General features: G+C 61.0%; 20 protein-coding genes. 6 read left to right on the top strand and 14 right to left on the bottom strand.

From position 1 onward, the window contains the following. Positions 1-9 precede the first annotated feature (9 nt). On the bottom strand, positions 10-1833 hold the full coding sequence (gene malZ / locus QMZ29_RS15640) for a maltodextrin glucosidase (RefSeq protein ID WP_025301746.1): 1824 nt from the start codon (positions 1831-1833) through the stop codon (positions 10-12). Positions 1834-2080: 247 nt separating this feature from the next. Here malZ and QMZ29_RS15635 point away from each other — a divergent pair, with 247 nt between their 5' ends. After that, complete coding sequence (locus tag QMZ29_RS15635; RefSeq protein WP_049206205.1) at positions 2081-3337, top strand: mechanosensitive ion channel family protein; 1257 nt, start codon at positions 2081-2083, stop codon at positions 3335-3337. A 132-nt stretch (positions 3338-3469) separates the two neighbouring features. Continuing rightward, entirely contained in the window at positions 3470-3733 is a 264-nt protein-coding gene (locus QMZ29_RS15630; RefSeq protein WP_089180595.1) for a hypothetical protein, read from the top strand. A 32-nt stretch (positions 3734-3765) separates the two neighbouring features. Here the strand turns inward: QMZ29_RS15630 and proY are convergent, their stop codons facing one another. From proY to phoB, 5 genes are all read right to left on the bottom strand, one after another. Next, positions 3766-5172, bottom strand: coding sequence for a proline-specific permease ProY (gene proY / locus QMZ29_RS15625; RefSeq protein WP_025301743.1), 1407 nt, complete (start codon positions 5170-5172; stop codon positions 3766-3768). 73 nt (positions 5173-5245) lie between these two features. Continuing rightward, positions 5246-6562 (bottom strand): branched-chain amino acid transport system II carrier protein, encoded by a 1317-nt coding sequence (brnQ, locus tag QMZ29_RS15620; RefSeq protein WP_025301742.1) that lies wholly within the window; start codon positions 6560-6562, stop codon positions 5246-5248. 485 nt (positions 6563-7047) lie between these two features. Then, positions 7048-8010 carry a PstS family phosphate ABC transporter substrate-binding protein gene (locus QMZ29_RS15615; protein WP_025301741.1) on the bottom strand — a complete coding sequence of 321 codons (963 nt, stop codon included), beginning with the start codon at positions 8008-8010 and terminating at the stop codon, positions 7048-7050. Between the two features lie 14 nt (positions 8011-8024). Next, complete coding sequence (gene phoR / locus QMZ29_RS15610; RefSeq protein ID WP_004940434.1) at positions 8025-9341, bottom strand: phosphate regulon sensor histidine kinase PhoR; 1317 nt, start codon at positions 9339-9341, stop codon at positions 8025-8027. Between the two features lie 24 nt (positions 9342-9365). Further along, positions 9366-10055, bottom strand: a complete 690-nt coding sequence (phoB, locus tag QMZ29_RS15605; protein ID WP_004940438.1) for a phosphate response regulator transcription factor PhoB — start codon at positions 10053-10055, stop codon at positions 9366-9368. 215 nt (positions 10056-10270) lie between these two features. Between phoB and sbcD the strand changes: the two genes are divergently transcribed. The 3 genes from sbcD (at position 10271) to licT (ending at position 15832) form a co-directional block, all read left to right on the top strand. Further along, complete coding sequence (sbcD, locus tag QMZ29_RS15600; protein ID WP_025301739.1) at positions 10271-11503, top strand: exonuclease subunit SbcD; 1233 nt, start codon at positions 10271-10273, stop codon at positions 11501-11503. After that, complete coding sequence (sbcC, locus tag QMZ29_RS15595) at positions 11500-14751, top strand: exonuclease subunit SbcC (RefSeq protein ID WP_261425514.1); 3252 nt, start codon at positions 11500-11502, stop codon at positions 14749-14751. Before sbcD ends, sbcC begins: the two co-directional genes overlap by 4 nt. 232 nt (positions 14752-14983) lie before the next feature. Next, the gene (gene licT, locus QMZ29_RS15590; RefSeq protein WP_043135622.1) at positions 14984-15832 is read left to right on the top strand and encodes a BglG family transcription antiterminator LicT; all 849 of its coding nucleotides are present in this window, start codon (positions 14984-14986) and stop codon (positions 15830-15832) included. On the opposite strand, the gene QMZ29_RS15585 is transcribed toward licT, so the two are convergent. From QMZ29_RS15585 to mak, 3 genes are all read right to left on the bottom strand, one after another. Continuing rightward, the gene (locus QMZ29_RS15585) at positions 15829-16215 is read right to left on the bottom strand and encodes a type II toxin-antitoxin system VapC family toxin (RefSeq protein WP_025301736.1); all 387 of its coding nucleotides are present in this window, start codon (positions 16213-16215) and stop codon (positions 15829-15831) included. The two genes, licT and QMZ29_RS15585, sit on opposite strands and share 4 nt — an antisense overlap. Beyond that, the gene (locus QMZ29_RS15580) at positions 16212-16445 is read right to left on the bottom strand and encodes a type II toxin-antitoxin system Phd/YefM family antitoxin (protein ID WP_025301735.1); all 234 of its coding nucleotides are present in this window, start codon (positions 16443-16445) and stop codon (positions 16212-16214) included. Before QMZ29_RS15580 ends, QMZ29_RS15585 begins: the two co-directional genes overlap by 4 nt. A 102-nt stretch (positions 16446-16547) precedes the next feature. Continuing rightward, positions 16548-17462 carry a fructokinase gene (gene mak, locus QMZ29_RS15575; protein ID WP_025301734.1) on the bottom strand — a complete coding sequence of 305 codons (915 nt, stop codon included), beginning with the start codon at positions 17460-17462 and terminating at the stop codon, positions 16548-16550. A gap of 216 nt (positions 17463-17678) precedes the next feature. Between mak and rdgC the strand changes: the two genes are divergently transcribed. Next, entirely contained in the window at positions 17679-18590 is a 912-nt protein-coding gene (gene rdgC / locus QMZ29_RS15570) for a recombination-associated protein RdgC (RefSeq protein ID WP_004940461.1), read from the top strand. Between the two features lie 65 nt (positions 18591-18655). On the opposite strand, the gene ppnP is transcribed toward rdgC, so the two are convergent. From ppnP to QMZ29_RS15545, 5 genes are all read right to left on the bottom strand, one after another. Continuing rightward, positions 18656-18946 carry a pyrimidine/purine nucleoside phosphorylase gene (ppnP, locus tag QMZ29_RS15565; RefSeq protein ID WP_261425516.1) on the bottom strand — a complete coding sequence of 97 codons (291 nt, stop codon included), beginning with the start codon at positions 18944-18946 and terminating at the stop codon, positions 18656-18658. A 211-nt stretch (positions 18947-19157) separates the two neighbouring features. Further along, entirely contained in the window at positions 19158-19835 is a 678-nt protein-coding gene (locus QMZ29_RS15560; RefSeq protein ID WP_049206213.1) for an AroM family protein, read from the bottom strand. A gap of 4 nt (positions 19836-19839) precedes the next feature. Further along, positions 19840-20769 (bottom strand): DUF1177 domain-containing protein, encoded by a 930-nt coding sequence (locus QMZ29_RS15555; protein ID WP_025301732.1) that lies wholly within the window; start codon positions 20767-20769, stop codon positions 19840-19842. Between the two features lie 34 nt (positions 20770-20803). Beyond that, positions 20804-22360: an OPT/YSL family transporter gene (locus QMZ29_RS15550; RefSeq protein ID WP_049209291.1), complete on the bottom strand. Its 1557-nt coding sequence runs from the start codon at positions 22358-22360 to the stop codon at positions 20804-20806. Between the two features lie 219 nt (positions 22361-22579). Then, a complete protein-coding gene (locus QMZ29_RS15545; protein ID WP_025301730.1) occupies positions 22580-23353 on the bottom strand; it encodes an IclR family transcriptional regulator in 774 nt (257 codons plus the stop codon). Between the last annotated feature and the right edge of the window lie 206 nt (positions 23354-23559).

The raw sequence follows: 23559 nt of genomic DNA, 5'->3' as shown, positions 1-23559 counted from the left end.
GCAGTTCCCTTAGCCTTCATACCGCCACACGGTGGCCGACTCTTCCGCCAGCTGCAGGCGCAGCCCGCCGGCCGTTTCGCTCAACTCTCCCCGCCCTTCCACACGCCGCCACGGGCCGCGCGCCAACAGCGGGTTGTGCGGCAGCTGCGCCTGGCCGCTGCCGTCGCGCTGCAGCGCCACCAACACCTGCTCCTGCTGATACAGACGCACGAACACCAGCGTTTCTCCGCTGGCGTACAGCACCTGACAGCCGCCGCGACGCAGCGCCAGGCTCTGTTTACGCAGCGCCGCCATGCGCTGGAACAGCGCCAGCAGCGGCCGATCCCAGTCACCGACGTCCCACGGGAACGGCTTGCGGCAGAACGGATCGTTGCCGCCGTCCAGGCCAATCTCATCGCCGTAATAGAGACAAGGCACGCCGATCCAGCTCAGCAACCACACCGCCGCCATCTGCATGCGCGCCGCGTTCCCCTGCAACAGCGTGAGGAAACGCGCGGTATCGTGGCTGTCCAGCTGATTGAACTGGATCAGCTGGCGGCCGTGCGGCAGCCCCGCGCGGTAGCCGTCCATCCACTGCGCGCACCCGGCGGCGTCCAGCCGCACCGGGTGATAGGCCACGTCCAGCCCCGCCAAGAACGCCCGCACTGGCAGCGCAAAGCCCATGTAGTTCATCGCCGCATCCTCCACGCCGGCGTGCAGCCAGCGGCGCGCGTCGCCGAAGTGTTCGCCCAATACGTAGGCCTGCGGATTCTCCTGCTTCACCGCCTGATAGATGCCAGCCAGGTGGTGCAGGTTGCCGGTGGCACCGCCGTTCTCCCCCAGCATGTGCACCACGTCCAGCCGCCAACCGTCGATGCTGTACGGCGGGCGCAGCCAGTGGCGCACCACGCTGCCTTCCCCGCGATAGATCGCTTCCGCCACCTGCGGCTCGGCGAAGTTGAGCTTCGGCAGGCTGGCGTTGCCCTTCCAGTCGAGCGCGCGGCCGTCCGGGTAAAAGTTGAACCAGCCGCGATACGGTGAATCGGGGTGGTGACAGGCGCCGTTTTCGCCCTGGCGATGGCGGTCGAACCACGGATGCGAGTCACCGGTGTGGTTGAATACCCCGTCCAGCACCAGTTTCATGCCCACCTTGTGAGTGCTCACTCGCAAACGCTGCAGCGCCGCGTTGCCGCCGAAGTGCGGATCGACCTGGTAATAGTCCTCGGTATCGTACTTATGTACGCTCGGCGCGGTAAAAATCGGGTTCAGATACAGCGCCGTCACGCCCAGCTGCTGCAAATACGGCAGTTTGGCGCAGATGCCGTCCAGATCGCCGCCGTAAAAGGTCGAGGCGGCGTGACGATCCTCCAGCGGATGCTGCCAGTCGCGCCGAATCACCTCGGCACCGGCCGCGTGATGGCGGTAGCTGCCGCTTTGGATGCCGTGCTCGCCGCCGCTGCTGGCGAAGCGATCGGGGAAAATCTGGTAGAACAGCTGATCCGCCACCCACTCGGGGCCATGGTCGGGCTCGTCGACGGCGAACTGCGCCAGCTGGCCCGGCGGCGTTGGCGACCAGCCCTGCGGGCCGAACCACTGCTGGCGATCGGCCCACAGCAGCTTGAAGCAGTAACGCCGCGTCGGCTCGCCCTCATTCAGCGTCAGGCTGGCCTGGTAGCGCCGCATCCCCTCGTGGCGCTGCGCTTTCATCACCAGCAGCCACTCTTCGTTGTCCGGTTCGGCGCGCAAAAACACCCGTTCCGGCAGTTCATCCCCCTGTAACCACAGCGTGATATCCAAACGTTGCCCTTGCTTCACCACAAAAGGCGGGACCGGTTGATGCCAGGCGTTAAGCATACTGTTTCTCCTGCTGTACCAAACGAAATCGACGGCGTTCTTCAAGAAGCGAACAATGCCACGTTAAGTGCAACTCCCCCTCCTCTCTGGCCGCAAAACCCGGGGATGAGCCGGGGGGCGGAGACCGAAAAATAACGCTAACTCGATGTAAAAAAAGGTAAACAGGCACAAATCCTTCACGTTACCCCTTAGGCTAACGCGTTTTGAGCTTACAGGATATTTTTTGCGCATTTTTTAAGGAGCGGTAATGCAACAACAGATAACGCGCTGGCTGGAACAGTTTGGTTTGGAATTCGGCGGAGTGATGTCGCTGTTGATGGTATTGGGGTTGATTGTCCTGATCTCGGTGGTGATCCACCTGGTGCTGCACCGGGTGGTGTTGGCCGCCCTTCAGCGCCGCGGCCAGCAATCGCAGCGCGTCTGGCAACAGGCCATCACCCAATACAAACTGTTCCAGCGCGTGGCGCTGCTGCTGCAAGGGGTGATCATCAGCATCCAGGCGACGCTGTGGTTGCAGAGCGGCAGCCAGACCCAGGCGGTGATCGTCACCGCCGCACAGGTGTGGATCCTCGCCTTCACCCTGCTGTCGCTGTTCTCGCTGCTGGATACGCTGCTGGCGCTGCTGCGCCAAAGTCCGATCGCCAATCAGTTGCCGCTGCGCGGCATTTTCCAGGGCCTGAAACTGGTGGCGGCGATCCTGATCGGCATCATGATCGTTTCGTTGCTGATGGGCAAATCGCCGCTGCTGCTGCTCAGCGGCCTGGGTGCCATGACCGCGGTCTTGATGTTGGTGTTCAAGGATCCGATCCTCGGGCTGGTGGCCGGCATTCAGCTCTCCGCCAACGATATGCTGAAGATCGGCGACTGGCTGGAAATGCCGAAATACGGCGCCGACGGCGCGGTCACCGACATCGGCCTGACCACGGTCAAAGTGCGTAACTGGGACAACACCGTCACCACTATTCCTACCTACGCGCTGATCTCCGACTCGTTCAAGAACTGGCGGTCGATGTCGGAATCCGGCGGGCGCCGCATCAAGCGCAGCCTGAATATCGACACCGGCAGCGTGCACTTCCTGTCGGAAGAGGAACAGCGCCGCCTGCAGCGCAACCCGCTGCTGCACAGCTACCTGAACGTCAAGACCCAGGAGCTGAGCCAGCATAACCAGGAGATCGCCGTCGATCTGGCCTCGCCGCTCAACGGCCGCCGCCTGACCAACCTCGGCACGCTGCGCGCCTATCTGGAAGCCTACCTGCGCGCTCACCCGCGCATTCACCAGAATATGACGCTGATGGTGCGCCAGCTGGCGCCGACGCCGGAGGGCCTGCCGCTGGAAATCTACGCCTTCACCAACACCACGGTCTGGGCGGAGTACGAAAGCATTCAGGCGGATATTTTCGACCATATCCTGGCGGTGATCGACGAGTTCGGCCTGCGCGTGCATCAAACGCCAACCGGCAACGACCTGCGCGGCATGCTGCGACAAAGCGCGAACGCTTCCTGACGTCGGCTGACGTAACTGTGTCTGCTGGTAATTATTCTCTTTCAATTGCCAGCAGATATCTCCATCCCCTTCTTTTCCCCGGCGAAAACGGCGTTAATGCGCCATCACCTTCACTACCGAGAGGGAAAGCCCTTGCTGAAACGGTTACGTCACCGGCTGTTTACCCTGCTGGCCACCCTGCTGTTTATCGGCTGCCTGCACAGCGCGTCGCTGGATGAAAGCCGCATGCCCCGCAATCTGCAACCTTCGCTGAGTGCACTCAGCAGCAACCTGCAGGACATTCGCGAAGTGCTGGCGCGCTGCGCCGGCGAGGAAGAAGAGGAACGGCTGAACGACGGCGGCGTACGCATCGAAGCGCGCGCCGCCGGAGAGGATGAAGTGGAAGACCAACGCTAAAAAAACACCGGCCTTAGCCGGTGTTTTTCCATTTAGTCTTGCTGCGTCGCCAACGGCGCGCGTTTTTTCTGATGGTTGACCTTGAACCAGTATCCCGCCAGCAGCAATACCACCCAGACCAGGCCGGCGTACAGCGAGACGCGCGTGGTTGGGAAGTAGCCGATCAAACCGATGATGAACACCAGGAACACGATCGCTACCACCGAGGTGAACACCCCGCCGCGCAGCGGGAACGCCAGCTGCTTCACCTGCTCTTTGCTCAGGCTGCGGCGGAAGGCGATTTGCGAGAACAGGATCATGATCCACACCCACACGGTGGCGAAGGTCGCCAGGGAGGCGATCACCAGGAACACGCTCTCCGGCATGATGTAGTTGAGGTATACCGCCAGCAGCAGCGCCAGCATCATTACCACCACCGTCACCCAGGGAATGCCGCGTTTCGACACCTTGCTGAACATCTTCGGCGCATGGCCCTGCTCGGCCATGCCGTGCAGCATGCGGCCGACGCCGAACACGTCGCTGTTGATCGCCGACAGCGACGCGGTAATCACCACGAAGTTGAGGATGCCCGCCGCCACGGTGATGCCCATATGCTGGAAAGTCAGCACGAACGGGCTGCCGTTGGTGCCCACCTGGTTCCACGGGTAGATAGACATGATGACGAACAGCGTGCCGACGTAGAACACCAGAATGCGCCACGGCACCGAGTTGATGGCCTTCGGAATCGATTTTTTCGGATCTTTGGCTTCGCCGGCGGTGATGCCGATAATTTCAATGCCACCATAAGCGAACATCACCAGCTGCAGCGACAGGATCATGCCGATAAAGCCGTTGCTGAAGAAGCCGCCGTTCGACCACAGGTTATGAATACCGGTCGGTTGCCCGCCGTTGCCGATGCCCCAGATGATGATGCCGATGCCGGCTGCGATCATGATGATGATGGTGGCGACCTTGAAGAACGAGAACCAGAATTCCAGCTCGCCGAACACCTTGACGCTCATCAGGTTGATGGCGCCGATGATCAGCACCACGCTCAGCACCCAGATCCAGTGCGGCACTTCCGGGAACCAGACCCCCATATAGATGCCGAAGGCGGTCACGTCGGCGATGGCGACAATCAGGATTTCAAAGCAGTAAGTCCAGCCGGTGATGTAACCCGCCATCGGGCCGAGGTAGTCCTGCGCGTAGCGGGAAAATGAGCTGGCCTGCGGGTTGTTGACCGACATCTCCCCCAATGCGCGCATGATGATGAAGGCCACGATGCCGCCGATCAGGTAAGCCAGCAGCACGCTCGGGCCGGCCATTTTGATGGCGTCCGCCGAGCCGTAGAACAACCCGGTGCCGATGGCTGACCCCAACGCCATAAAGCGGATATGACGCGTGCTGAGGCCGCGTTTCAGCTTATTGTCGGGGACAGTGGTGGGTGACTGTTGTTGCATGAAAATGACCCATAGTTTTAAACGTAAAAAAGCCACGGACATGTCCGTGGCCCTAGATTAAGCCGGGGGATTATCAGTGCGCGGTCACTTGGGAACGCGTGCACACCCGATCATAAATCGCGACCAGCGCCAGCATCAGCAGCGAAGGCGGCAACCATGCCAACCCCTGCTCCGCCAGCGGCAGGTGAGTGGTCCAGGCCGGCAGCAGCTGCTGGAAGCTGGACGCTTTCACCGCGTCAAGGATACCAAACAACAGGCTGACAAGCATCACCGGCGCGATGATGCGCGGCGCGCTGTGCCACCAACGCAGGGTGAAGCTCAGCACCACCAGCACGATGCACGGCGGGTAAATCGCGGTCAGCACCGGAATGGAGATCTGGATCAGGTGACTCAGGCCGAGGTTGGACACCACCATCGAGAACAGGCCCAGGATAAACACCAGCGTCTTGTACGAGAACGGCAGATATTGCGCGAAGAACTCGGCGCAGGCGCAGGTCAGGCCTACCGCGGTCACCATGCAGGCGATGAAGATCAGCGCCGCCAGGAAGAAGCTGCCCAAACCGCCGAAGGTGTTCTGAACGTAAGCGTGCAGGATCACCGCGCCGTTGGTGGCGTCAGGCACCAGCGCGCCGCTGCCGGAGCCCAGCTTGAACAGGCTCAGGTAAACCAGCGTCAGGCCCACGCCGGCGATCAAACCGGCCAGAATGGTGTAACGAGTCAACAGACCGGCGTCTTTCACGCCGCGTGAACGCGCCGCGTTGACGATAACGATGCCGAATACCAGCGCCCCCAGCGTATCCATGGTCAGATAGCCGTTAACGAAGCCGGAGGAGAAAGGCACGCTCTGGTAAGCCGCCGTCGCCGGGATCGGCGCGCCGGCAGGCCACAGCAGTGCGGCGATGCCCAGTACGGCCAGCGCCACGATCTTCAGCGGCGCCAGCACGTGGCCGACGGTATCGAGCAGACGGCCCGGATACAGGGAGATGCCGATCACTAGCGCGAAGTACACCAGGCTATAGATAAACAGCGGCATGGTGCCGTCGCCGGTCAGCGGGGCAATGCCCACTTCAAAGGATACGGTGGCGGTGCGCGGCGTGGCGAACAGCGGGCCGACGGCCAGGTAGCAGACGGTCGCCAGCAGCAGGCCGGCGCCGCGGCCGATCGGCGAACTGAGGGCGTCGATGCCGCCGCCGACGCGCGCCAACGCGATGACGGTGATGACCGGCAGACCCACGGCGGTGATCAGGAAGCCCAGCGCTGCGGTCCAGACGTGTTCACCGGACTGCAAGCCGACCATCGGCGGGAAGATGATGTTCCCGGCCCCAACGAATAAGGCAAAGGTCATGAAACCCAGTGCCAGGATATCTTTTGACGTTAAACGATGACTCATACGATGTCGTGTTGCCTGTTCAAATGAAAAAAATGGTCCGATAGCGTGGTGGCGTAACGCCCCACCCGGTTGCCGGCATGCCCTAACGTTGCAGCGCCAAATAAGCACCCTAAACGCAGTCGATCCGGCGTTTATGTCCCTATTCGAAAGTGGCCGCTCATGAAGATGGGCAAAATTTTAGGAGTTATAAAAATGGAGGTTTAATCCGACAACGAGGGCTAAGGTAAACGTTTATAGCGCTTCAAGGCAAGACGCACGGCGAAAAGCAGAGCTATCGACCATATAAACTTTAGCCACCAGTCGATCATATTGGCTATCAATAAATATACACTACATGATTTGTATCATTTTTGAACAGCAGATTCACGAAACGTGAAGCATATATCACTTTACCGCGCGAAAACGCCAATATAAGCCCGATTTTCGCGTGGCACGAGCTTCGTTTGGCCGTGAAAAAAGGCGAAAATTACGTCGCATTTTGTCGGTTATTTCATCATGGCCGGCGCGAGCGGTGGCAACCCAAGCGCCTGACGGGTCTTCTGCAGGGCGCCCGGCGGCAGCGGCAGATAGCCGTCGTGATTGACCAGGCTCTGCCCGGCAGTCGACAGCACGCGGTCGAGGAACGCGGCGGTCAGCGGCTCCAGCGGTTGATTAGGGGCTTTGTTGATGTAGATATACAGATAGCGCGACAGCGGGTAGCGATCGTTGCGCACGTTGGCGGCGGTAGGGGCAACATAGTCCTCTCCCGACTCCGCCAACGGCAGCAGCCGCACGCCGCTGGCGCGAAAACCGATGCTGGCGTAGCCGATGCCGTTGAGCGAACCGGCCACCGCCTGCACCACCGAAGCCGAACCGGGCAGCTCATTGACGCGCGGCATAAAATCGCCGCCGCACAGCGCACGCAGTTTGAAATAGCCGTAGGTGCCGGACGCCGAGTTGCGGCCGAAACGCTGCAGCGAACGCGTCGCCCAGTCGCCACTCAGCCCCAGCTCGCCCCAGCGCGTCAGCGGTTTGCTTTCGCCGCAGCGCCGGGTGGCGGAGAAAATGCGATCGAGCTGCTGCAGATTGAGGCCGCGCAGCGGATTGTCCTGATGCACCAACACCACCAGCGCATCCACCGCTACCGGCACCGCCAGCGGCGCATAGCCGTAACGGTGTTCGAACGCCGAAACCTCGGCGGCCTTCATCGGCCGGCTCATCGGGCCCAGCTGCGCGGCGCCCGCCGCCAAGGCGGTCGGCGCGGTCGACGATCCGGCGGCCTGGATCTGCAGGTTAACGTTGGGATAATGCTGACTGAAATCCTGCGCCCACAGCGCCATCAGATTCGCCAGGGTGTCGGAACCGACGCTGGACAGGTTGCCCGCCAGCATGCCGTCAGGCTGCGCCAGCGCGCCGCGCCCGGCCAGCAGCGCCAGGCAAAGCAACAGCCCTCGGGTTATTCGGGTCATACCGGTGTCTCGCGTTAATTTTTCACCGCATTCTCTGATAAAGCGGCGGGAACAATCAACCGATTGGGTAAGGTAAAGATAAAGCGGGTGCCGATCCCCGGTTCGCTGAGGATCTCCAGGCGCGCGTCGTGATGGCTGAGCGCGTGTTTGACGATCGCCAGCCCCAGCCCGCTGCCGCCGGTCTGGCGCGAACGGGCCTTGTCGACGCGGTAAAAACGCTCGGTCAGCCGCGGCAGGTGCTCGGCGGCGATGCCCGGCCCGTTGTCGCTGACCTGGAACTGCGCGCCGTGCGCCGTCTGCTGCCAGCTCACTTCAATGTGGGTGCCCTTCGGCGTGTGATTGACCGCGTTGTACACCAGGTTAGACACCGCGCTGCGCAACTGATCTTCATTACCGAACACGTTGAGCTGCTCGTTAACCCGGAAGGTGATCTCATGATTGCCGCCGCTCAGCGACTGCGCCTCGCGCTGCAACACCCGCAGCATCAGCGGGATATCCACGCGCTCGTTCATGTCGACATTGGGCGCCGCCTCGATGCGCGACAGTGTCAGCAGTTGCTTGACCAGCCCGTCCATCCGGCGGGTCTGCTCTTGCATGGTGCTAAGCGCCTTGCTGCGCAGCGAACCGTCCTGCTCTTCGTCGCCCATCATCTCCAGGTAGCCCTGCAGCACCGTCAGCGGCGTGCGCAGCTCATGGCTGACGTTGGCGAAGAAGTTGCGCCGTGCGCCCTCCAGTTGGCGCATCTGGGTGACGTCGCGCGCCACCATCAGCAACTGCCCTTCGGAATACGGCATCACGCGGAATTCGACGTAGTGTTCGTTGTTCAGCTGCAGCGTCAGCGGGCGTGAAAACTCCTGCTGTTGCAGATAGTGGCTGAATTCCGGATAGCGCAGCAGGTTGAGGATGTGCTGGCCGTTGTCTTCCGGCCAGCGGAAGCCGAGCAGATGCTGCGCCAGCCCGTTGCACCAGAAGATATTGCCCTCGACGGTGGTCATCACCACCGCGTCAGGCAACGATTCGGCCCCGCTGCGAAAGCGCTTGATCAGCAGCGCCAGCTCGCGCCGGCGGCGGCGATTGCGCTGCTGCATCTGATACAGGCCATAGAACAGCGGCTCCCAGCTCCAGCGGCCGGGCGGCGGCGTCATGCTGCGGTCAATCCACAGCCAATGGGAGAGTTTGAGCTGGTTGTAGAAATTCCACACCAGCGCAGCCAGCGCGGAGGCCAGCAGAAACCAGGGCAGATAACCGAAAATCAGCCCCAGCAGCAAGGCGGGCAAACAAAAAAGAGCCAGCTCCAGAGCCAGCCTCTTCCACGACAGACGTTCTAACACGGCATATTCTCCAGCGCAGCGCGATCAGTAGCGCGTTGAGAACCGGTAGCCGGTGCCCCGAACGGTTTGAACCATTTTATCATGCCCACTGGTTTCTAACGCTTTGCGGAGCCGACGGATATGCACGTCAACGGTACGGTCTTCCACATAAACGTTAGTGCCCCAGACGTGATTAAGCAACTGCTCACGGCTATAAACCCGCTCCGGGTGGGTCATAAAGAAGTGCAGCAGCTTGAACTCGGTCGGCCCCATGTCCAACGCCTGATCGTTCGCCATCACGCGGTGGGAGGACGGGTCCAGGCTCAGGCCTTGCATTTCAATCACTTCTTCCACCGCCATCGGTGAAATGCGGCGCATGACCGCCTTGATGCGCGCCACCAGCTCCTTGGGCGAGAACGGCTTGGTAATGTAATCATCCGCCCCCACTTCCAGGCCGCGCACGCGGTCTTCCTCTTCCCCGCGCGCGGTCAGCATCATGACCGGAATATCGCGGGTCAGCGCTTCGCGCTTCATATGTTTGATAAACTGAATGCCGGAACCGCCGGGCAACATCCAGTCAAGCAACACCAAATCAGGGAACGGCTCAGACAGACGCGTCACGGCGCTGTCATAATCCTCGGCTTCCAACGGTTGGTAACCATTTTGTTCCAACACAAAGCACACCATCTCACGGATCGGCGCTTCGTCTTCCACCACCAGTATGCGTCTTGCCATCGTCAATCCTGCCAATGTGTTAGCGACTTTTCGGGCGCCATTATGCGTCAGTTTTGTGACACTTTTATGAAAAAAACCGGCTGTTATAGGCAGTAAGCATAGCGATTATTTCCCGCAGTAAAGAAAAATCATCCGGTTGTCATCATCATTGCGCCGGGACAGCCGCCGCCGCGGCCTTTATAATCATCGCCATTATCTTTGCATCCGGGAGTGTCATGCGCCTGATCCACACCTCTGACTGGCACCTTGGCCAGTACTTTTTCACCAAAAGCCGCGCCGCCGAGCACCAGGCTTTTCTGAACTGGCTGATCGAACAGATCGAACAGCAACAGGTGGATGCGCTGATCGTCGCCGGGGATCTGTTCGATACCGGCTCACCGCCCAGCTATGCCCGCGAGCTGTACAACCGCTTCGTGGTGGAACTACAGCGCACCGGCTGCCAGTTGGTCGTGTTGGGCGGCAACCACGATTCGGTGGCGACGCTGAACGAATCGCGGGAACTGCTCTCCTGCCTGAACACCACGGTGATCGCGAGCGCGCAAGGCGCGGCCGAACAGCAGATCGTGGTGCTTAACCAGCGCGACGGCCAGCCGGGCGCGGTGCTGTGCGCCATCCCGTTCCTACGGCCGCGCGATCTGCTTACCAGCCGCGCCGGCGAATCCGGCGCGCAGAAACAGCAGGCGCTGCAGGAAGCCATCGCCGAACATTATCAGACGCTGTATCAGGCGGCCTGCGAGCGCCGCGACCAGCTGGGCTTGCCGCTGCCGATCGTCGCCACCGGCCACCTGACCACCGTCGGCGTCACCACCTCCGACTCGGTGCGCGACATCTATATCGGCACTCTGGACGCCTTCCCGGCGCAGGCCTTCCCGCCCGCCGATTACATCGCGCTCGGCCACATTCACCGCGCGCAGAACGTCGCCAAGTCAGAGCATATTCGCTATAGCGGCTCACCGATCCCGCTCAGCTTCGATGAGCTGGGCAAAGCCAAAAGCGTCTTCCTGGTCGATTTCGCCGACGGAGCCCTCCAGCAGGTAGATGCGTTAACGATCCCGCAGTTCCAGCCCATGCAGCTGATCAAAGGGGATCTGGCCGAGATCGAACGGCAACTGCAGCAATTTGCCGACTATGCCGGCGAGCTGCCGGTGTGGCTGGATATCGAAGTGGCGACGCAGGACTACCTCAGCGATATTCAGCGCCGCATCCAACTGATGGCGGATGAGCTGCCGGTGGAAGTGGTGCTGTTGCGGCGCAGCAAAGAGCAGCGCCGCCAGGCAATCGCGCAGCAGGATAAGGAAACGCTGAACGAACTGAGCGTCAACGAGGTGTTCGAACGGCGCCTGGCGCAGGAGGCCGACATGCCCGAAGCACGCCAACGGCGGATGCACCAACTGTTCCGCCAGGTGGTCGATGCGGTGCAGCACAATCCTGAGGAGACCAACCCATGAAGATCCTCAGCCTGCGGTTAAAAAACCTCAACTCGCTGCAGGGCGAATGGAAAATTGACTTCACCGCCGAGCCGTTCGCCAGCAACGGCCTGTTCGCCATTACCGGCCCGACCGGCGCGGGCAAAACCACCCTGCTGGACGCCATTTGCCTGGCGCTGTACCACCAGACGCCGCGCCTCAACGTCACGCCGAGCCAGAATGAACTGATGACCCGCCACACCGCCGAATCGCTGGCGGAGGTCGAATTCGAGGTCAAGGGCGTCGGCTATCGCGCCTTCTGGAGCCAGCGCCGCGCCAAGAATGCGCCGGACGGCAATCTGCAGGCGCCGAAGGTCGAATTGGCGCGCCGCGAGGACGGCAAGATCCTGGCGGACAAGGTGCGCGACAAGCTGGAGCTTACCGCAACCATCACCGGGCTGGACTTTGGCCGCTTCACCAAATCGATGATGCTGTCTCAGGGGCAGTTCGCCGCCTTCCTCAATGCCGATGCCAACGATCGCGCCGAACTGCTGGAAGAGCTGACCGGCACCGAAATCTATGGGCGACTGTCCGAACAGGTGTTCGAGTCGCACAAGCAGGCCAAAACCGACCTGGATGGGTTACACCAACGCGCCAGCGGCATCGAACTGCTGAACGACGAGCAGCGCCAGTCTCTGACCGAACAGCTGACGGCGCTGAGCGCGCAGGAAATCGCCCTCGGCGAGCAAACCCAGCGACAGCAACAGGCGCTGAGCTGGCTGCAGCAATGGCAACGCCTCCGGCAACAGCAAGGCGAGGGTCAACGGCGGCTGGAAACCGCCCAGCGCGAGCAGGCAGAGGCCGCCCCGCAGCTGCAGCAGCTGGCGCTCAGCGAACCGGCCGAGAAATTGCGGCCGCTGCGCGGCGAACGCGATCGCTGCCGCGCCGAACTGCAGACGATACAACAGCAGGCAGCCCAGCTGACGCAGCAACAGGAACAGCACTCGGCGCAGCTGGCGCCGCTGCAGCAGGCGGTGGAAAAAGCCCGCCTGGCGCAGCAAACCCATGCCGAGTATATGCAGCAGCAGCAACAGCTGATCGATGAGCAAGTCGCTCCGCTCGACCACCAAATAGCCCAACTGCAGTCGACACAGGCCGAGCGACGACAGGCCGCCGATGCCACCACGCAGCAGTGCGCCCAGCAGCAAACTACGCTGGAGCAGCTCACCGCTCAGCGCAGCCAGCTGACGGCACAGGGCGCACTACATCAGCAGCAGTTGAACGCGCTGAACGAAGCGCTGGCCGTTCAACAACAGCAGCAACAGGCGCTGGAGGCGCAAACGCCGTTGGCCCCGCTGCGCCAACGCCTGAGCGCCCTGGCGGATCTGCGCCCAACACGCCAGCAGCTGTTTACTCTGGCGTCCCTTAACCGTCAGACCCGCGAGCGTCTGGCTAGGCAACAGGCGGAGCACGCCGAGCGGCAAACGCAGCTGGCCGGGCTGCAACAGCAGTTGGAGAGCGCGCGTCAGCAATTCAAACAGCACAAGGCGCAGCTGCAGGAAGTGGAGCAGATCCACGAACTGGAAAAACGCATCGTCAGTCTGGAAGCGGAGCGCGCCCTGCTGCAAAGCGGTGCCCCCTGCCCACTGTGCGGTTCCACCAGCCATCCAGCAGTAGAGCAGTATCAGGCTGTACAGCCTTCGGCCACGGAACAGCGTTTGGTTGAGATGCGTACTCTCGCCGAGAAACTGCAAACCCAGGGCACCGAGTTGCGTACCCGCTGCGAAGGCCTGCAGGAACAGCAACAACGCCAGCAGCAAACCATCGCGCAGGATGAACAGCAGTTGGCTGCCCAACAGCAGCAGTGGCAGCAGCTCAGCGCACCGCTGGCGTTCGACTTTACGCTGGCGGAGAGCGAGCGACTCAGCGCCTGGCTGAGCGGTTGCGACGATGAAGAGCGGCGCGGGCAGCACGCGCTGCAGCAGCATGAACAGGCGGCGCAGGCAGTACAACAGGCAAAAGACGCGCTCGCCGCTCTGCAAACGCAGCAGCAGCTGGCGCAGCAACAGCTGGCGCTGCTCGAAGAGCGCTTTACGCTGCTGCAGAAAACCTATGCCGACAGCCTGCAACAGCAGCAAGACCTGCAACAACGCTGGCAGGAAGGCGAGAAAACTCTCGCAGAGCGGCGCGCGCAGCGGCTGGCGCTGTTCGGCGAACAGCGGGTCGCCGAGGTGCGGGAACAGCTGCGCGCCAAACAAACCGCCTGTGAACAGGCTAGCTTACAGGCCGCCGAGCAGTGGCAAAAGGCGCAGGAACTGCGCGAGCGCCTGACCGGCCAGCAGGCCGGGTTACAACAACAGCACACCCAGATGCAGGAGCGGCTGCAGCAGGCGCAGCAGCAGTGGCAGCAGGCGCTAGCCGACAGCGAATTCGCTGATGAAACCGCCTTCACCGCCGCGCTGCTGGACGACACACTGCGCCGCGAATTGCAGCAGCGTAGAGAGCAACTGCAACAGCGGCAGGTAGAGGCCGCGGCCCTGCTGACGCAGGCGACGCAAACGCTGGAGCAGCATCGGCTGAGCCGCCCTGAGGGGGTGGATGAAGCCAACACGGATCTCGACGCGCTCACCCAATCGCTGGCCGAGTTGGCACAGCAGTTGAAAACGTTGCAGCTGCGCCAGGGGGAACTGCGCAACCAGTTGGAAAGCGACGCCGCCCGTCGCCTTAATCAGCAGGCGCTGTTCGAGCAGATCGCCCGCAGTCAGCAAGACTACGACGACTGGAGCTACCTCAACCAGCTGATCGGCTCGAAAGAAGGCGACAAGTTCCGCCGCTTCGCTCAGGGGTTAACGCTCGATCATCTGGTCTATCTGGCTAACCAGCAACTCGGCCGGCTGCATGGGCGCTACCTGCTGCAGCGCAAAACCAGCGATGCGCTGGAGCTGCAGGTGGTGGACACCTGGCAGGCGGACGCGCTGCGCGATACCCGCACCCTGTCCGGCGGTGAGAGCTTCCTGGTCAGCCTGGCGCTGGCGCTGGCGTTGTCCGATCTGGTCAGCCACAAAACCAGCATCGACTCGCTGTTCCTCGACGAAGGCTTCGGCACGCTAGACGCCGAAACCCTCGATACCGCGCTGGACGCGCTGGACAGCCTGAATGCCTCCGGCAAAACCATCGGCGTGATCAGCCACGTCGAGGCGATGAAAGAACGTATTCCGGTGCAGATCAAGGTGAAAAAGGTCAACGGGCTCGGCGTCAGCCGGCTGGAGGCGCATTTCAGGCTGGAATGATCCCGCGGCGCGCGGCGCAGAAGTGTGACCGCGGCGGCACTCCGCAGTGAAAAGCGTTGAGCCGCGGCGGGCACGGGTTATTATGCCAACATAATAGGATTGTTACTGTATCCCCTCCGCCGCTCAGGGCCGCAGGGAAGAAACATAAAATACAGGCAAAACCTGACACCCGGGATCGCTCCCGGGCGTCAGGTTTTTTCGTTTTCAGGATGCTGAAACACCGGGAAAAACCATGAAAATCGCTAAAATACTCAATAATAACGTGGTGATTACGCTGGACGACCGTCAGGAAGAGACGGTGGTGATGGGAAAAGGAATCGGCTTTAAAAAGAAGCCCGGCGATACGCTGGACGAAAGCCTGATCGAAAAGGTATTCACCCATAACGGCGGAGAAACCGCCGAGCGCTATAAAGAGCTGCTCGCCGAGATCCCATTAGCCTGCGTCACCACCGCCGACAAGATCATTACTCTCGCCCGCGAACGTCTGCCGGGCAAGTTGCATAACATCGTCTACATCACGCTGACCGATCACATCCACTTCGCCCTGCAGCGCCATGCGCAAGGGCTGGATATCAAAAATGCGTTGCTGTGGGAGATTAAAAAGCTCTATCCGGCCGAGTTCGCCGTCGGGCTGGAGGCGCTGGCCCTGATCGCCCAACGGCTGGACACCGCGTTGCCGGAGGACGAAGCCGGATTTATCGCCCTACACCTGGTCAACGCCCAGCTTAACGACGAGATGCACAACACGCTGCATATTACCCGCGTGATGCAAGAGATCCTCAACCTGGTCAAATACCATTTCCGCTTTGATTACAACGAGGAATCCCTGAGCTACCACCGTTTCGTCACCCATTTGAAATTCTTCGCCCAGCGCCTGCTGGGGAAAAACTACGTCGACAGCGACGACGACTCGCTCTATCAGGTGGTGAAAGAGAAGTACCGCGAGTCATTCGCCTGCGCCGGTAAGATCAACCGCCACATCGAAAAGCACTATCAGCATCAGCTCACCACGGAAGAGATGATGTTTCTGACCATTCATATCGAACGGGTGCGCAGCGAAAGCGAGGAAAAGCCGGCTTAACGGCGAGCGTCGGCTACCCGCACGCCGTACTGCGGAAACACCGCGTCGGCGGAGACCAGCGTCAGCCCTTCGGCCTGCGCCTGTGCGATCAGCATGCGATCGAAAGGATCCTGATGATAGGGCGGCAACTGCCCGGCCTGTTGGCAGTGAAAGGCGTCCATCGGCAGCGACAGAAATTCCTCGGCCTCGATGATCGCAAAGATATCTTCCGGCAGCGCCAGTTTGCCCAGCGCCTGCTTGATCGAGATCTCCCAAATGCTGGCCGCGCTGACGTACACCGCATTGCCCGGATCGGCGATCTGCCTTTTGGCGTTCGCGCCCAGGCAGGCGTCATCGATCAGCCACCACAGCAACGCGTGGGTATCCAGCAACAGGCGCTTCATGCATCGCCCTCAAACAACGCCGCAATGGCCGCATCCTCGGCGTTGAAATCCGCCGGCACGGTGAACTTGCCCTTGGCGGCGCCAGGGCGGCGCGCTTCCCCCTTGATGGCGACCAGCTGTACGTACGGCTTCCCTGCTTTTGCAATAATCACGGTTTCTCCCTCTGCGGCTCTGTCCGCCAACTGGCTCAGATTGGATTTGGCTTCGTGCATATTGGCCTGAATCGGCATACGCGTCCTCCTTAGCTAAGTTAGCTAAATCATAAAACGCCGTCCAGTTTTTGTACAGGGAAGGGTTTAAAGCGCGAGCAGCCTCGCGCTTTGCTGCAACGTTTAGCGCTGCTGTTGCGGCCACAGCCAGGCCGCACCGCGTACGCCGCTGGAGTCGCCGTGAACCGCCTTGCGGATCGGCGTTTCACACTCGCCGCCAAATACCCAACTTTTCACCCGCTGCGGCACCGTGCGGTACAGGCGATCCACGTTGCTCATGCCGCCGCCGAGCACCACCACGTCCGGATCCAGCATGTTGATCACGTGCGCCAGCGATTTCGCCAACCGCATTTCGTAGCGAACGATCGCCTGCTCCGCCAGCGCATCGCCCCGCTCGCTCAGCGCCATGATCTCATGCCCTTGCAGCGCGTTGCCGCTCAGGCGCGCATAGTCGGTAGCGAAACCGGTGCCGGAAATAAAGGTTTCGATGCAGCCCGGCTTGCCGCAGTAACACGGCACGTCGCGAGCGTAACGCAGCTCATCGTCATCCTGCCACGGCAGCGGGTTGTGGCCCCACTCGCCGGCGATGCCATTGCCGCCAGAATGCGCCTGGCCGCTCAGCGCCACGCCGGCGCCGCAGCCGGTGCCGATAATGACCGCGAACACCGTTTTCGCGCCAGCGCCTGCGCCGTCGGTAGCTTCCGACACCGCCAGGCAGTTGGCGTCGTTGGCGATACGCACCTCGCGCGCCAGCAGCGCCGACAGATCCTTGTCCAGCGGTTGGCCGTTGAGCCATACCGAGTTGGCGTTCTTCACCCGCCCGGTAAACGGCGACAGCGTGCCGGGAATGCCGATCCCGACCGATCCCAATTCGCCGGTATGATCTTCCGCCAGCTTCACCAGCCCGGCGATCGCCGCCAGGGTTTGCCCATAGTCATGGCGCGGCGTGGCGATGCGATGGCGAAACAGCTCCCGCCCGTCGTCCGCCAACGCAATCACTTCAATTTTCGTCCCACCCAAGTCGATGCCAATGCGCACGTATTTTTCTCCTCGATGCCACGTAGCGTTGCCACAGCCTAATGTAAGCGCGCAGATGAATCACCTGTTTCCCACCCTCCACCCCGCCCTTTCTCGGTGCGTAAAGCAACGCAATTCGGAGAGAATGGGGCGATTTTTCAGCGTCAATTCGTTATCATGCCGCCCTGCTTTTGACGAATCAGCGTGCCGAGCGCACGCCCAGCCAGGGATAACATTATGCTGTGGTTTAAGAATTTGATGGTTTACCGTTTGAGCCGCGAAGTGGCGTTAAACGCGGATGAAATGGAAAAACAACTCAGCGCGTTCGCCTTCACGCCGTGCGGCAGCCAGGACATGGCGAAGACTGGCTGGGTCTCCCCGATGGGCTCGCACAGCGATGCGCTGACGCACGCGGTCAACGGCCAGATCGTCATCTGCGCGCGCAAGGAAGAGAAAATCCTGCCGTCGCCGGTCATCAAGCAAGAGCTGCAGGCCAAGATTGAGCGCCTGGAGGCGGAACAACACCGCAAACTGAAGAAAACCGAGAAAGACGCGCTGAAGGACGAAGTGCTGCACAGCCTGCTGCCGCGCGCGTTCAGCCGCTTCAACCAGACCTTCATGTGGATCGACACCGTCAACGATCTGATCATGGTCGATGCCGCCAGCGCCAAACGCGCCGAAGATACGCTGGCGCTGCTGCGCAAGAGCCTCGGCTCGCTGCCGGTGGTGCCGCTGACGATGGAAAGCCCGATCGAACTGACGCTGACCGAATGGGTGCGTTCCGGCGAGATGCCGGCCGGCTTCGCCATTCAGGATGAAGCGGAATTGAAAGCGATTCTGGAAGAAGGCGGCGTGATCCGCTGCAAGAAACAGAATCTGATCAGTGACGAAATCGCGGTGCATATCGAAGCCGGCAAGCTGGTGACCAAGCTGGCGGTGGATTGGCAGGAGCGCATTCAGCTGATGCTGTCGGACGACGGCTCGCTCAAGCGCCTGAAGTTCGCCGACACGCTGCGCGAGCAGAACGACGACATCGATCGCGACGACTTCGCCCAGCGCTTTGACGCCGACTTTATCCTGATGACCAGCGAGCTGGCGGCGTTGATCAAAAACACCATCGAAGCGCTCGGCGGCGAAGCCCAGCGTTAATCCCGCCGCAGAAACGACCAGGGCCCAGCATCCGCTGAGCCCTGCGTTCCCCTAACGAGCAACGTTTATTTGCTCAGATAGCGGCACAGATAGGCGGTCACGTCGGCCACCTGCAGGTTGAACTCGCTGTGCCCCGGCACGAAGAACTTCTCACCCGGCGTAAACACCTGCCAGTCCGGCGCCCCTGGCAGCAGCACTTTCAGCGCCCCGGTGATCACCGTCATTTCTTCCGGTTGCGCGGTGGAGAAGGTGTATTCGCCCTCTTCCATCACGCCCACGCTGGTAAGACCGATGCTGCTACTGTCAAAACCGATAGACTTCACTTTTCCGGCAAAATACTCATTCACTTTCAGCATAGACTGGCACCCGCGTAATCATCTTGATGGAAAATCCATATTGGGGGATTGCGGTTGATCTGTCACTGGTTTTTCGCGCGAAATGCGATCGCGGCGCAGAGTAAAACGCTGCCGGGCTTCTCACCGGCAGTCAGGGCTGCTGAACCCCGGGGAGATCCACGGGCGCAAAGCGCCTGAGACCGCGTCGAGCGGTAACTTTTCGCTATTTGAATCAGTCGACTAACTCTGCAGCCAGCTTGGCGACCAGTACGTTCGACAACAACACTGGCACCGACAGACGCGCCTGCAAAAAGGCGCGGTGACGCTGGTGATAACCGATGCAGTCTAGCACCACCACCTCCGCCCCCTGCCGCAGCAGTGCGCAAGCCGCCTGCTCCAGCGCGGCATCATCTGCCAGATAGGGGCTGGCGACGGCATAGCTCGGCGGCGTCGCCAGCTGCCGCCATTTACGCGCCTGCTGCTCAACCTGTTCCGCCATCGGCACCACGATGCCGACGCGGTGTGCGCCGACGATCGCGGAGATCAACGGCGGAATAATGCGATCCGGCTCCAGCAACAGCGCCTGTTCCGCCTGCAATTCGCCGAATTCGCCGGTGCACAGCAGCAGGATCACCTGGCACCCCGCCGCTTCCAACTCGCGGATCTTCTGCTGCAACCCGCTTTCAACGCGAGCGGCACAGAGCGTCACCTGCGTGCCGTCCAACAGGCGCGACACCAGCAGCTTATCGCCCTGTTGCGGCGCATAACGCTCGGCGATCTGCCCGGCATCCAGGCCGTCCAGCAAACCGACGTGCCTCACCCGCTCCGCCGGCAGATAAGCAGACAGCAGCGGCATGATATCGCTGCGCGGCGCCTGACCGAGGGTCAGCGTGGCGAATGAAGCCGTCATGGGTCTATCTCCTTTTTTGCAGGTGGCTCAGACTGCCGTACAGCGCCAGCAGCTGGCCGAATTCGGCAGCATCGTAGAACCGGCAAGTGCCGCGGCCAAATTCTTTGGCGACCTCCACCGCGAATTTGACCACCAGCGCGATGTCCGTTTCATGGCTGGCGCCGGTGCCGCAGCCCGGCACCACCGATTCGCTGCAAATCGCCACGCCGACCACCGGCGCCGCAGTAGCGGTCGAGGGCTGCAGGATGCTGTTGAGGTGATGCACACCGTTGCCATAAGGGGTGATATCCTGCGTGGTGATCGGGAAGGTCACCGCCGGGCGGCCGCTGGTCATCTCCATGATGCGCAGCAGATCTTCCGCCACCCGCAGGATGTAGCCCTCTTTCACCGTCGGCGACAGCGCATAGCCTTTGTGGTTGATGATGCGATTGCCCTTGGTGGTATCGATCGACAGGATGGCGTCAGCCTCCGGCACCACTTCATTATCGTTCATCGTCACGTCATCGATCGGCGAATCCATAAAATCGACCGGATCGTGCGGCCGGGTCGGCGCGTTCGGGCAAATATGAGTGGTGACGATCACATCGCCCGGCAGCGTGTCGCCCTTACGCTGCATCTCTGCCAACTTCAGCGCGGCGGCAATGGCGGCGATCGCGCCGTCGCCGTCAGATACCAGCCCGATACGCGTCGGCCGCGCGCCGATGCCGCCCAGGCGGCCGATAATGCCCAGCGTCGGCGCCGCACCGCCAGCGAATTGGCCTGCGCTACCGGGGATCTCGATGCGCACGAAATCGGTACCGCCCTTCGGCCCGTCGGCGCGCAAGGTGCTGGCCCGGATCGCCGGGTAAGGCGCAAACAGATCGACGACGTCCTGGCCGCTGACGAATGCGCTATCAATCAATTCAAAAACCTGCAGCGTTTGTTGCAAACTCATGGTCGTTTTACCTCACCAATGTCATCGGCAGGGGCTATTTGCCCTTGCTGGAAAAAATCGAGCTGAAGAAGTTGTAGAGCGCGTCGCCGGCGATAAACCCGGCCGCCATGATCTCCATCGGTGTGCGGCCACGATCGCCCCAACGGCGCAGGATCGCCACGCGCAGCGCGATACCCACCAGCACCGCCCACCCGGCCAAGGCGTTATTGATCAGCAGACCGGTTGCCAGCAACACACCGAGCTGGCGCTTAGGGCCGCCGATCAGCTGTACCACGGCGCCGGGGATCGCCCAGATCAAAAGGCTCCAGGCGATACCCGGCTGCGCACCGGCCTCGATGGTCTTCGCGTAAACGCGCGCGACCGGCGGGATCAGGTCCTGCAGGAAATAGCTGTGATAAGAGAGGTAAACCACCGGAATGGCGATGAGGAAGGCAATCAGCGCCGCAAACAGCTGAATGCGGCGCCCCAGCAGCTCCTGCCGCAGATCCTCGCCGTAGCCACGCAGGATGAAGCCGGCTTTCAAATCAAAGCCCATGTCGGCGAAGGCCGGCCCGGTGGCGGCGGTAAAACCGGTCAGGATGCACAGCGCCAGCGGTGGGAAACCGATCAGGATACCGACGATCAGGGTGATCAACGCCACCGCGAACGCAGGAAACCAGCCGGAGTGCATGGCGGCGATACCGACGATCAGCTCATGAACGAAAGCGGCGAACGCCGCGTATATCACGAACAGCGCCAACATCGGCAGCGACATCTCGCTGAACAGCCCGCCGATCAGAGCCAAAAACGCGGCGATGGCGATGTAGCCGACCGCGCCCAGGCCGAGCGCTTTGCTTACCGCACTGTCCGGTTGGGTATAACCGGCGCTATCGGCGCGGCGGCTGCGGATCACCTGCGCAACCTGGATCAGCGCCACCAGGCCGGCGCCGACCATCACGCCGTGCGGAATAAAATGGGCATTGATATCGAAACCGGCCACCGGATCGGCGTAAGCCCGCAACAATAACCCGACGCCAAACATGCTCAGCGCCCAGATATTGCCGATAAAGGCGGTGCCGAAGGCCGCCATGGGGATCTTGAGCATTGATCCGGCGATACCTACCCCTACGCCCACCACCAAAAGCCAGGCCTGCTTGCCGCCGCGATCGCCGGCTTTAATCGCTTCCGCGGCGGCGACGCCGGGCGGCCAGGCATTGGCGGCGGGGAACACTTTGGTATCGAACAGGCGATAAAGCAGATAGGCGTCAAGCAACATCGCCGCCGCCACGCCGCAGAACATCGGTAAAATAAGCTGCGGTTGCCCCATCACGTAAGGCACCGCAATCGGCATCAGCAGACAATTGGCCGCGCCGAAGGTGGCAGAGGAGATCACCGTCTGCGCCAGGTTCTGAGTGTGCACCGAGCGGTAGCGTTGGAACATTTTCAGCGGAATGCGTGCCAACAGCATGGCAATCAGCGCACCGATGATCGAGGTGTTGGGCGTCACGCCCAGCGTGGTGATCAGCTGAACGCCGATGATCGCCCCCACCACCGAAAGTAACGCCATGACCAACAGCGTGCCGGCCTCTTTTAGCGGATTATTTGATTTCATGCTTGGTTTCCCTGAATATTTCCTGCTGCGTGGCGGAAATAACGCCAAACGATAGCTCGCCGCGGCAGTTCCATTATTTGGAACTACCGGTGTCACAACGTGATTATTTTCTTATTCAGCCTGTCTATTTCTTACCAATAAAATACGGTGAAATATAATTAATGAGTTCCCTGGTGTCGGCGCTCGTTAATTATGATGCAACACGATAGCTCAGGCGCGTTATTTGATCTGCTGCCAATAATCATCGCCATATTTTTCCGCCAGTTGGCGGCTGACTGCGGTTAATTCGGCCAAGACTTCCGGTACAAACGGCTGCTCCTCGCCCTGCGAGGGGAAGGACAGGCACAACCCCACCGTCTCGCTGCCGTGCTTGTTCACCAGCGCGGTCGCCAGCGAACTGATGCTGTTCAAGGTTTCATTGCGCGCCAGCGACCATCCCTGACGCCTCACCTGCTGCAACGTCTGCAACAGCGCATCCAACGTTTGCGGCGCATTGGGCGAAGTCGCCCGGTAACCGCCGGCGTAACGCGCCCGAACCTGCTCGTCGCTTTCACGCGCCAGTATCGCCCGGCCGACCGAGGTTTCCGCCGCTGGCGAACGGTAACCCGCCGGGGTGACCACCTGCAAAAAGTGGCGGCCGGGAAACATGCGCATCACCATGATCTCCTGCCCTTCCAATATCGAAAGGTAGCCGGTACAGGCCGTCTGGCGGCACAGCTGCGCCATACTGGCCGCCAGGTTGTCCACCAGCGGCATCGACAGATAGTGGCTGGATGCCGCCAGCAACAGCGCGCCGATGTGATAACGCCGGCTATCGGGATCGCGCTCCAGCATGCCCTGATTTTCCATGGTCTGCAGCAGGCGCGATACCGTGCTTTTCGGCAGCGCCAATTGCTCAACCACGTCGCTGAATGCAATACCCGGTTGGCCATGCATCACACGTTGTTGAGAAAAGAGTTTTAATACCGCAGCGGCATTTTCCAGCGTTGTCATGATCCGCCTTGTTCCACTATATGGAACTCAGTTCCTGTTTTATAATTAAAAACTAAAACCCGAACTCCGCAGCGTCAAGCTGTTTATTTTTTGTCAGCCGCAAAATAAAAGGCATTCGTGCTTTTCAAATGAAAATATTGCGTAGAACGCCGACTTATCCTCGCCGAATAAAATAACGATACGCTCTGAAAATAATGAACAGCAGG

It is taken from the genome of Serratia sp. PF-27 (assembly GCF_030053255.1).
GTDB lineage: Bacteria > Pseudomonadota > Gammaproteobacteria > Enterobacterales > Enterobacteriaceae > Serratia > Serratia bockelmannii.
The sequence above is the reverse complement of the archived record's forward strand: the minus strand, read 5'-3'. Positions and strand labels throughout refer to the sequence as shown.

Coding starts and splice junctions, on each gene's coding strand:
- licT (WP_043135622.1), top strand. CDS start 14,984: ATGAAAATCGCTAAAATACTCAATAATAACGTGGTGATTACGCTGGAC.
- phoB (WP_004940438.1), bottom strand. CDS start 10,055: ATGGCAAGACGCATACTGGTGGTGGAAGACGAAGCGCCGATCCGTGAG.
- QMZ29_RS15555 (WP_025301732.1), bottom strand. CDS start 20,769: ATGAGTTTGCAACAAACGCTGCAGGTTTTTGAATTGATTGATAGCGCA.
- brnQ (WP_025301742.1), bottom strand. CDS start 6,562: ATGAGTCATCGTTTAACGTCAAAAGATATCCTGGCACTGGGTTTCATG.
- QMZ29_RS15545 (WP_025301730.1), bottom strand. CDS start 23,353: ATGACAACGCTGGAAAATGCCGCTGCGGTATTAAAACTCTTTTCTCAA.
- QMZ29_RS15585 (WP_025301736.1), bottom strand. CDS start 16,215: ATGAAGCGCCTGTTGCTGGATACCCACGCGTTGCTGTGGTGGCTGATC.
- QMZ29_RS15580 (WP_025301735.1), bottom strand. CDS start 16,445: ATGCCGATTCAGGCCAATATGCACGAAGCCAAATCCAATCTGAGCCAG.
- proY (WP_025301743.1), bottom strand. CDS start 5,172: ATGCAACAACAGTCACCCACCACTGTCCCCGACAATAAGCTGAAACGC.
- sbcD (WP_025301739.1), top strand. CDS start 10,271: ATGCGCCTGATCCACACCTCTGACTGGCACCTTGGCCAGTACTTTTTC.
- QMZ29_RS15550 (WP_049209291.1), bottom strand. CDS start 22,360: ATGAAATCAAATAATCCGCTAAAAGAGGCCGGCACGCTGTTGGTCATG.
- malZ (WP_025301746.1), bottom strand. CDS start 1,833: ATGCTTAACGCCTGGCATCAACCGGTCCCGCCTTTTGTGGTGAAGCAA.
- QMZ29_RS15615 (WP_025301741.1), bottom strand. CDS start 8,010: ATGACCCGAATAACCCGAGGGCTGTTGCTTTGCCTGGCGCTGCTGGCC.
- ppnP (WP_261425516.1), bottom strand. CDS start 18,946: ATGCTGAAAGTGAATGAGTATTTTGCCGGAAAAGTGAAGTCTATCGGT.
- QMZ29_RS15635 (WP_049206205.1), top strand. CDS start 2,081: ATGCAACAACAGATAACGCGCTGGCTGGAACAGTTTGGTTTGGAATTC.
- QMZ29_RS15560 (WP_049206213.1), bottom strand. CDS start 19,835: ATGACGGCTTCATTCGCCACGCTGACCCTCGGTCAGGCGCCGCGCAGC.
- rdgC (WP_004940461.1), top strand. CDS start 17,679: ATGCTGTGGTTTAAGAATTTGATGGTTTACCGTTTGAGCCGCGAAGTG.
- sbcC (WP_261425514.1), top strand. CDS start 11,500: ATGAAGATCCTCAGCCTGCGGTTAAAAAACCTCAACTCGCTGCAGGGC.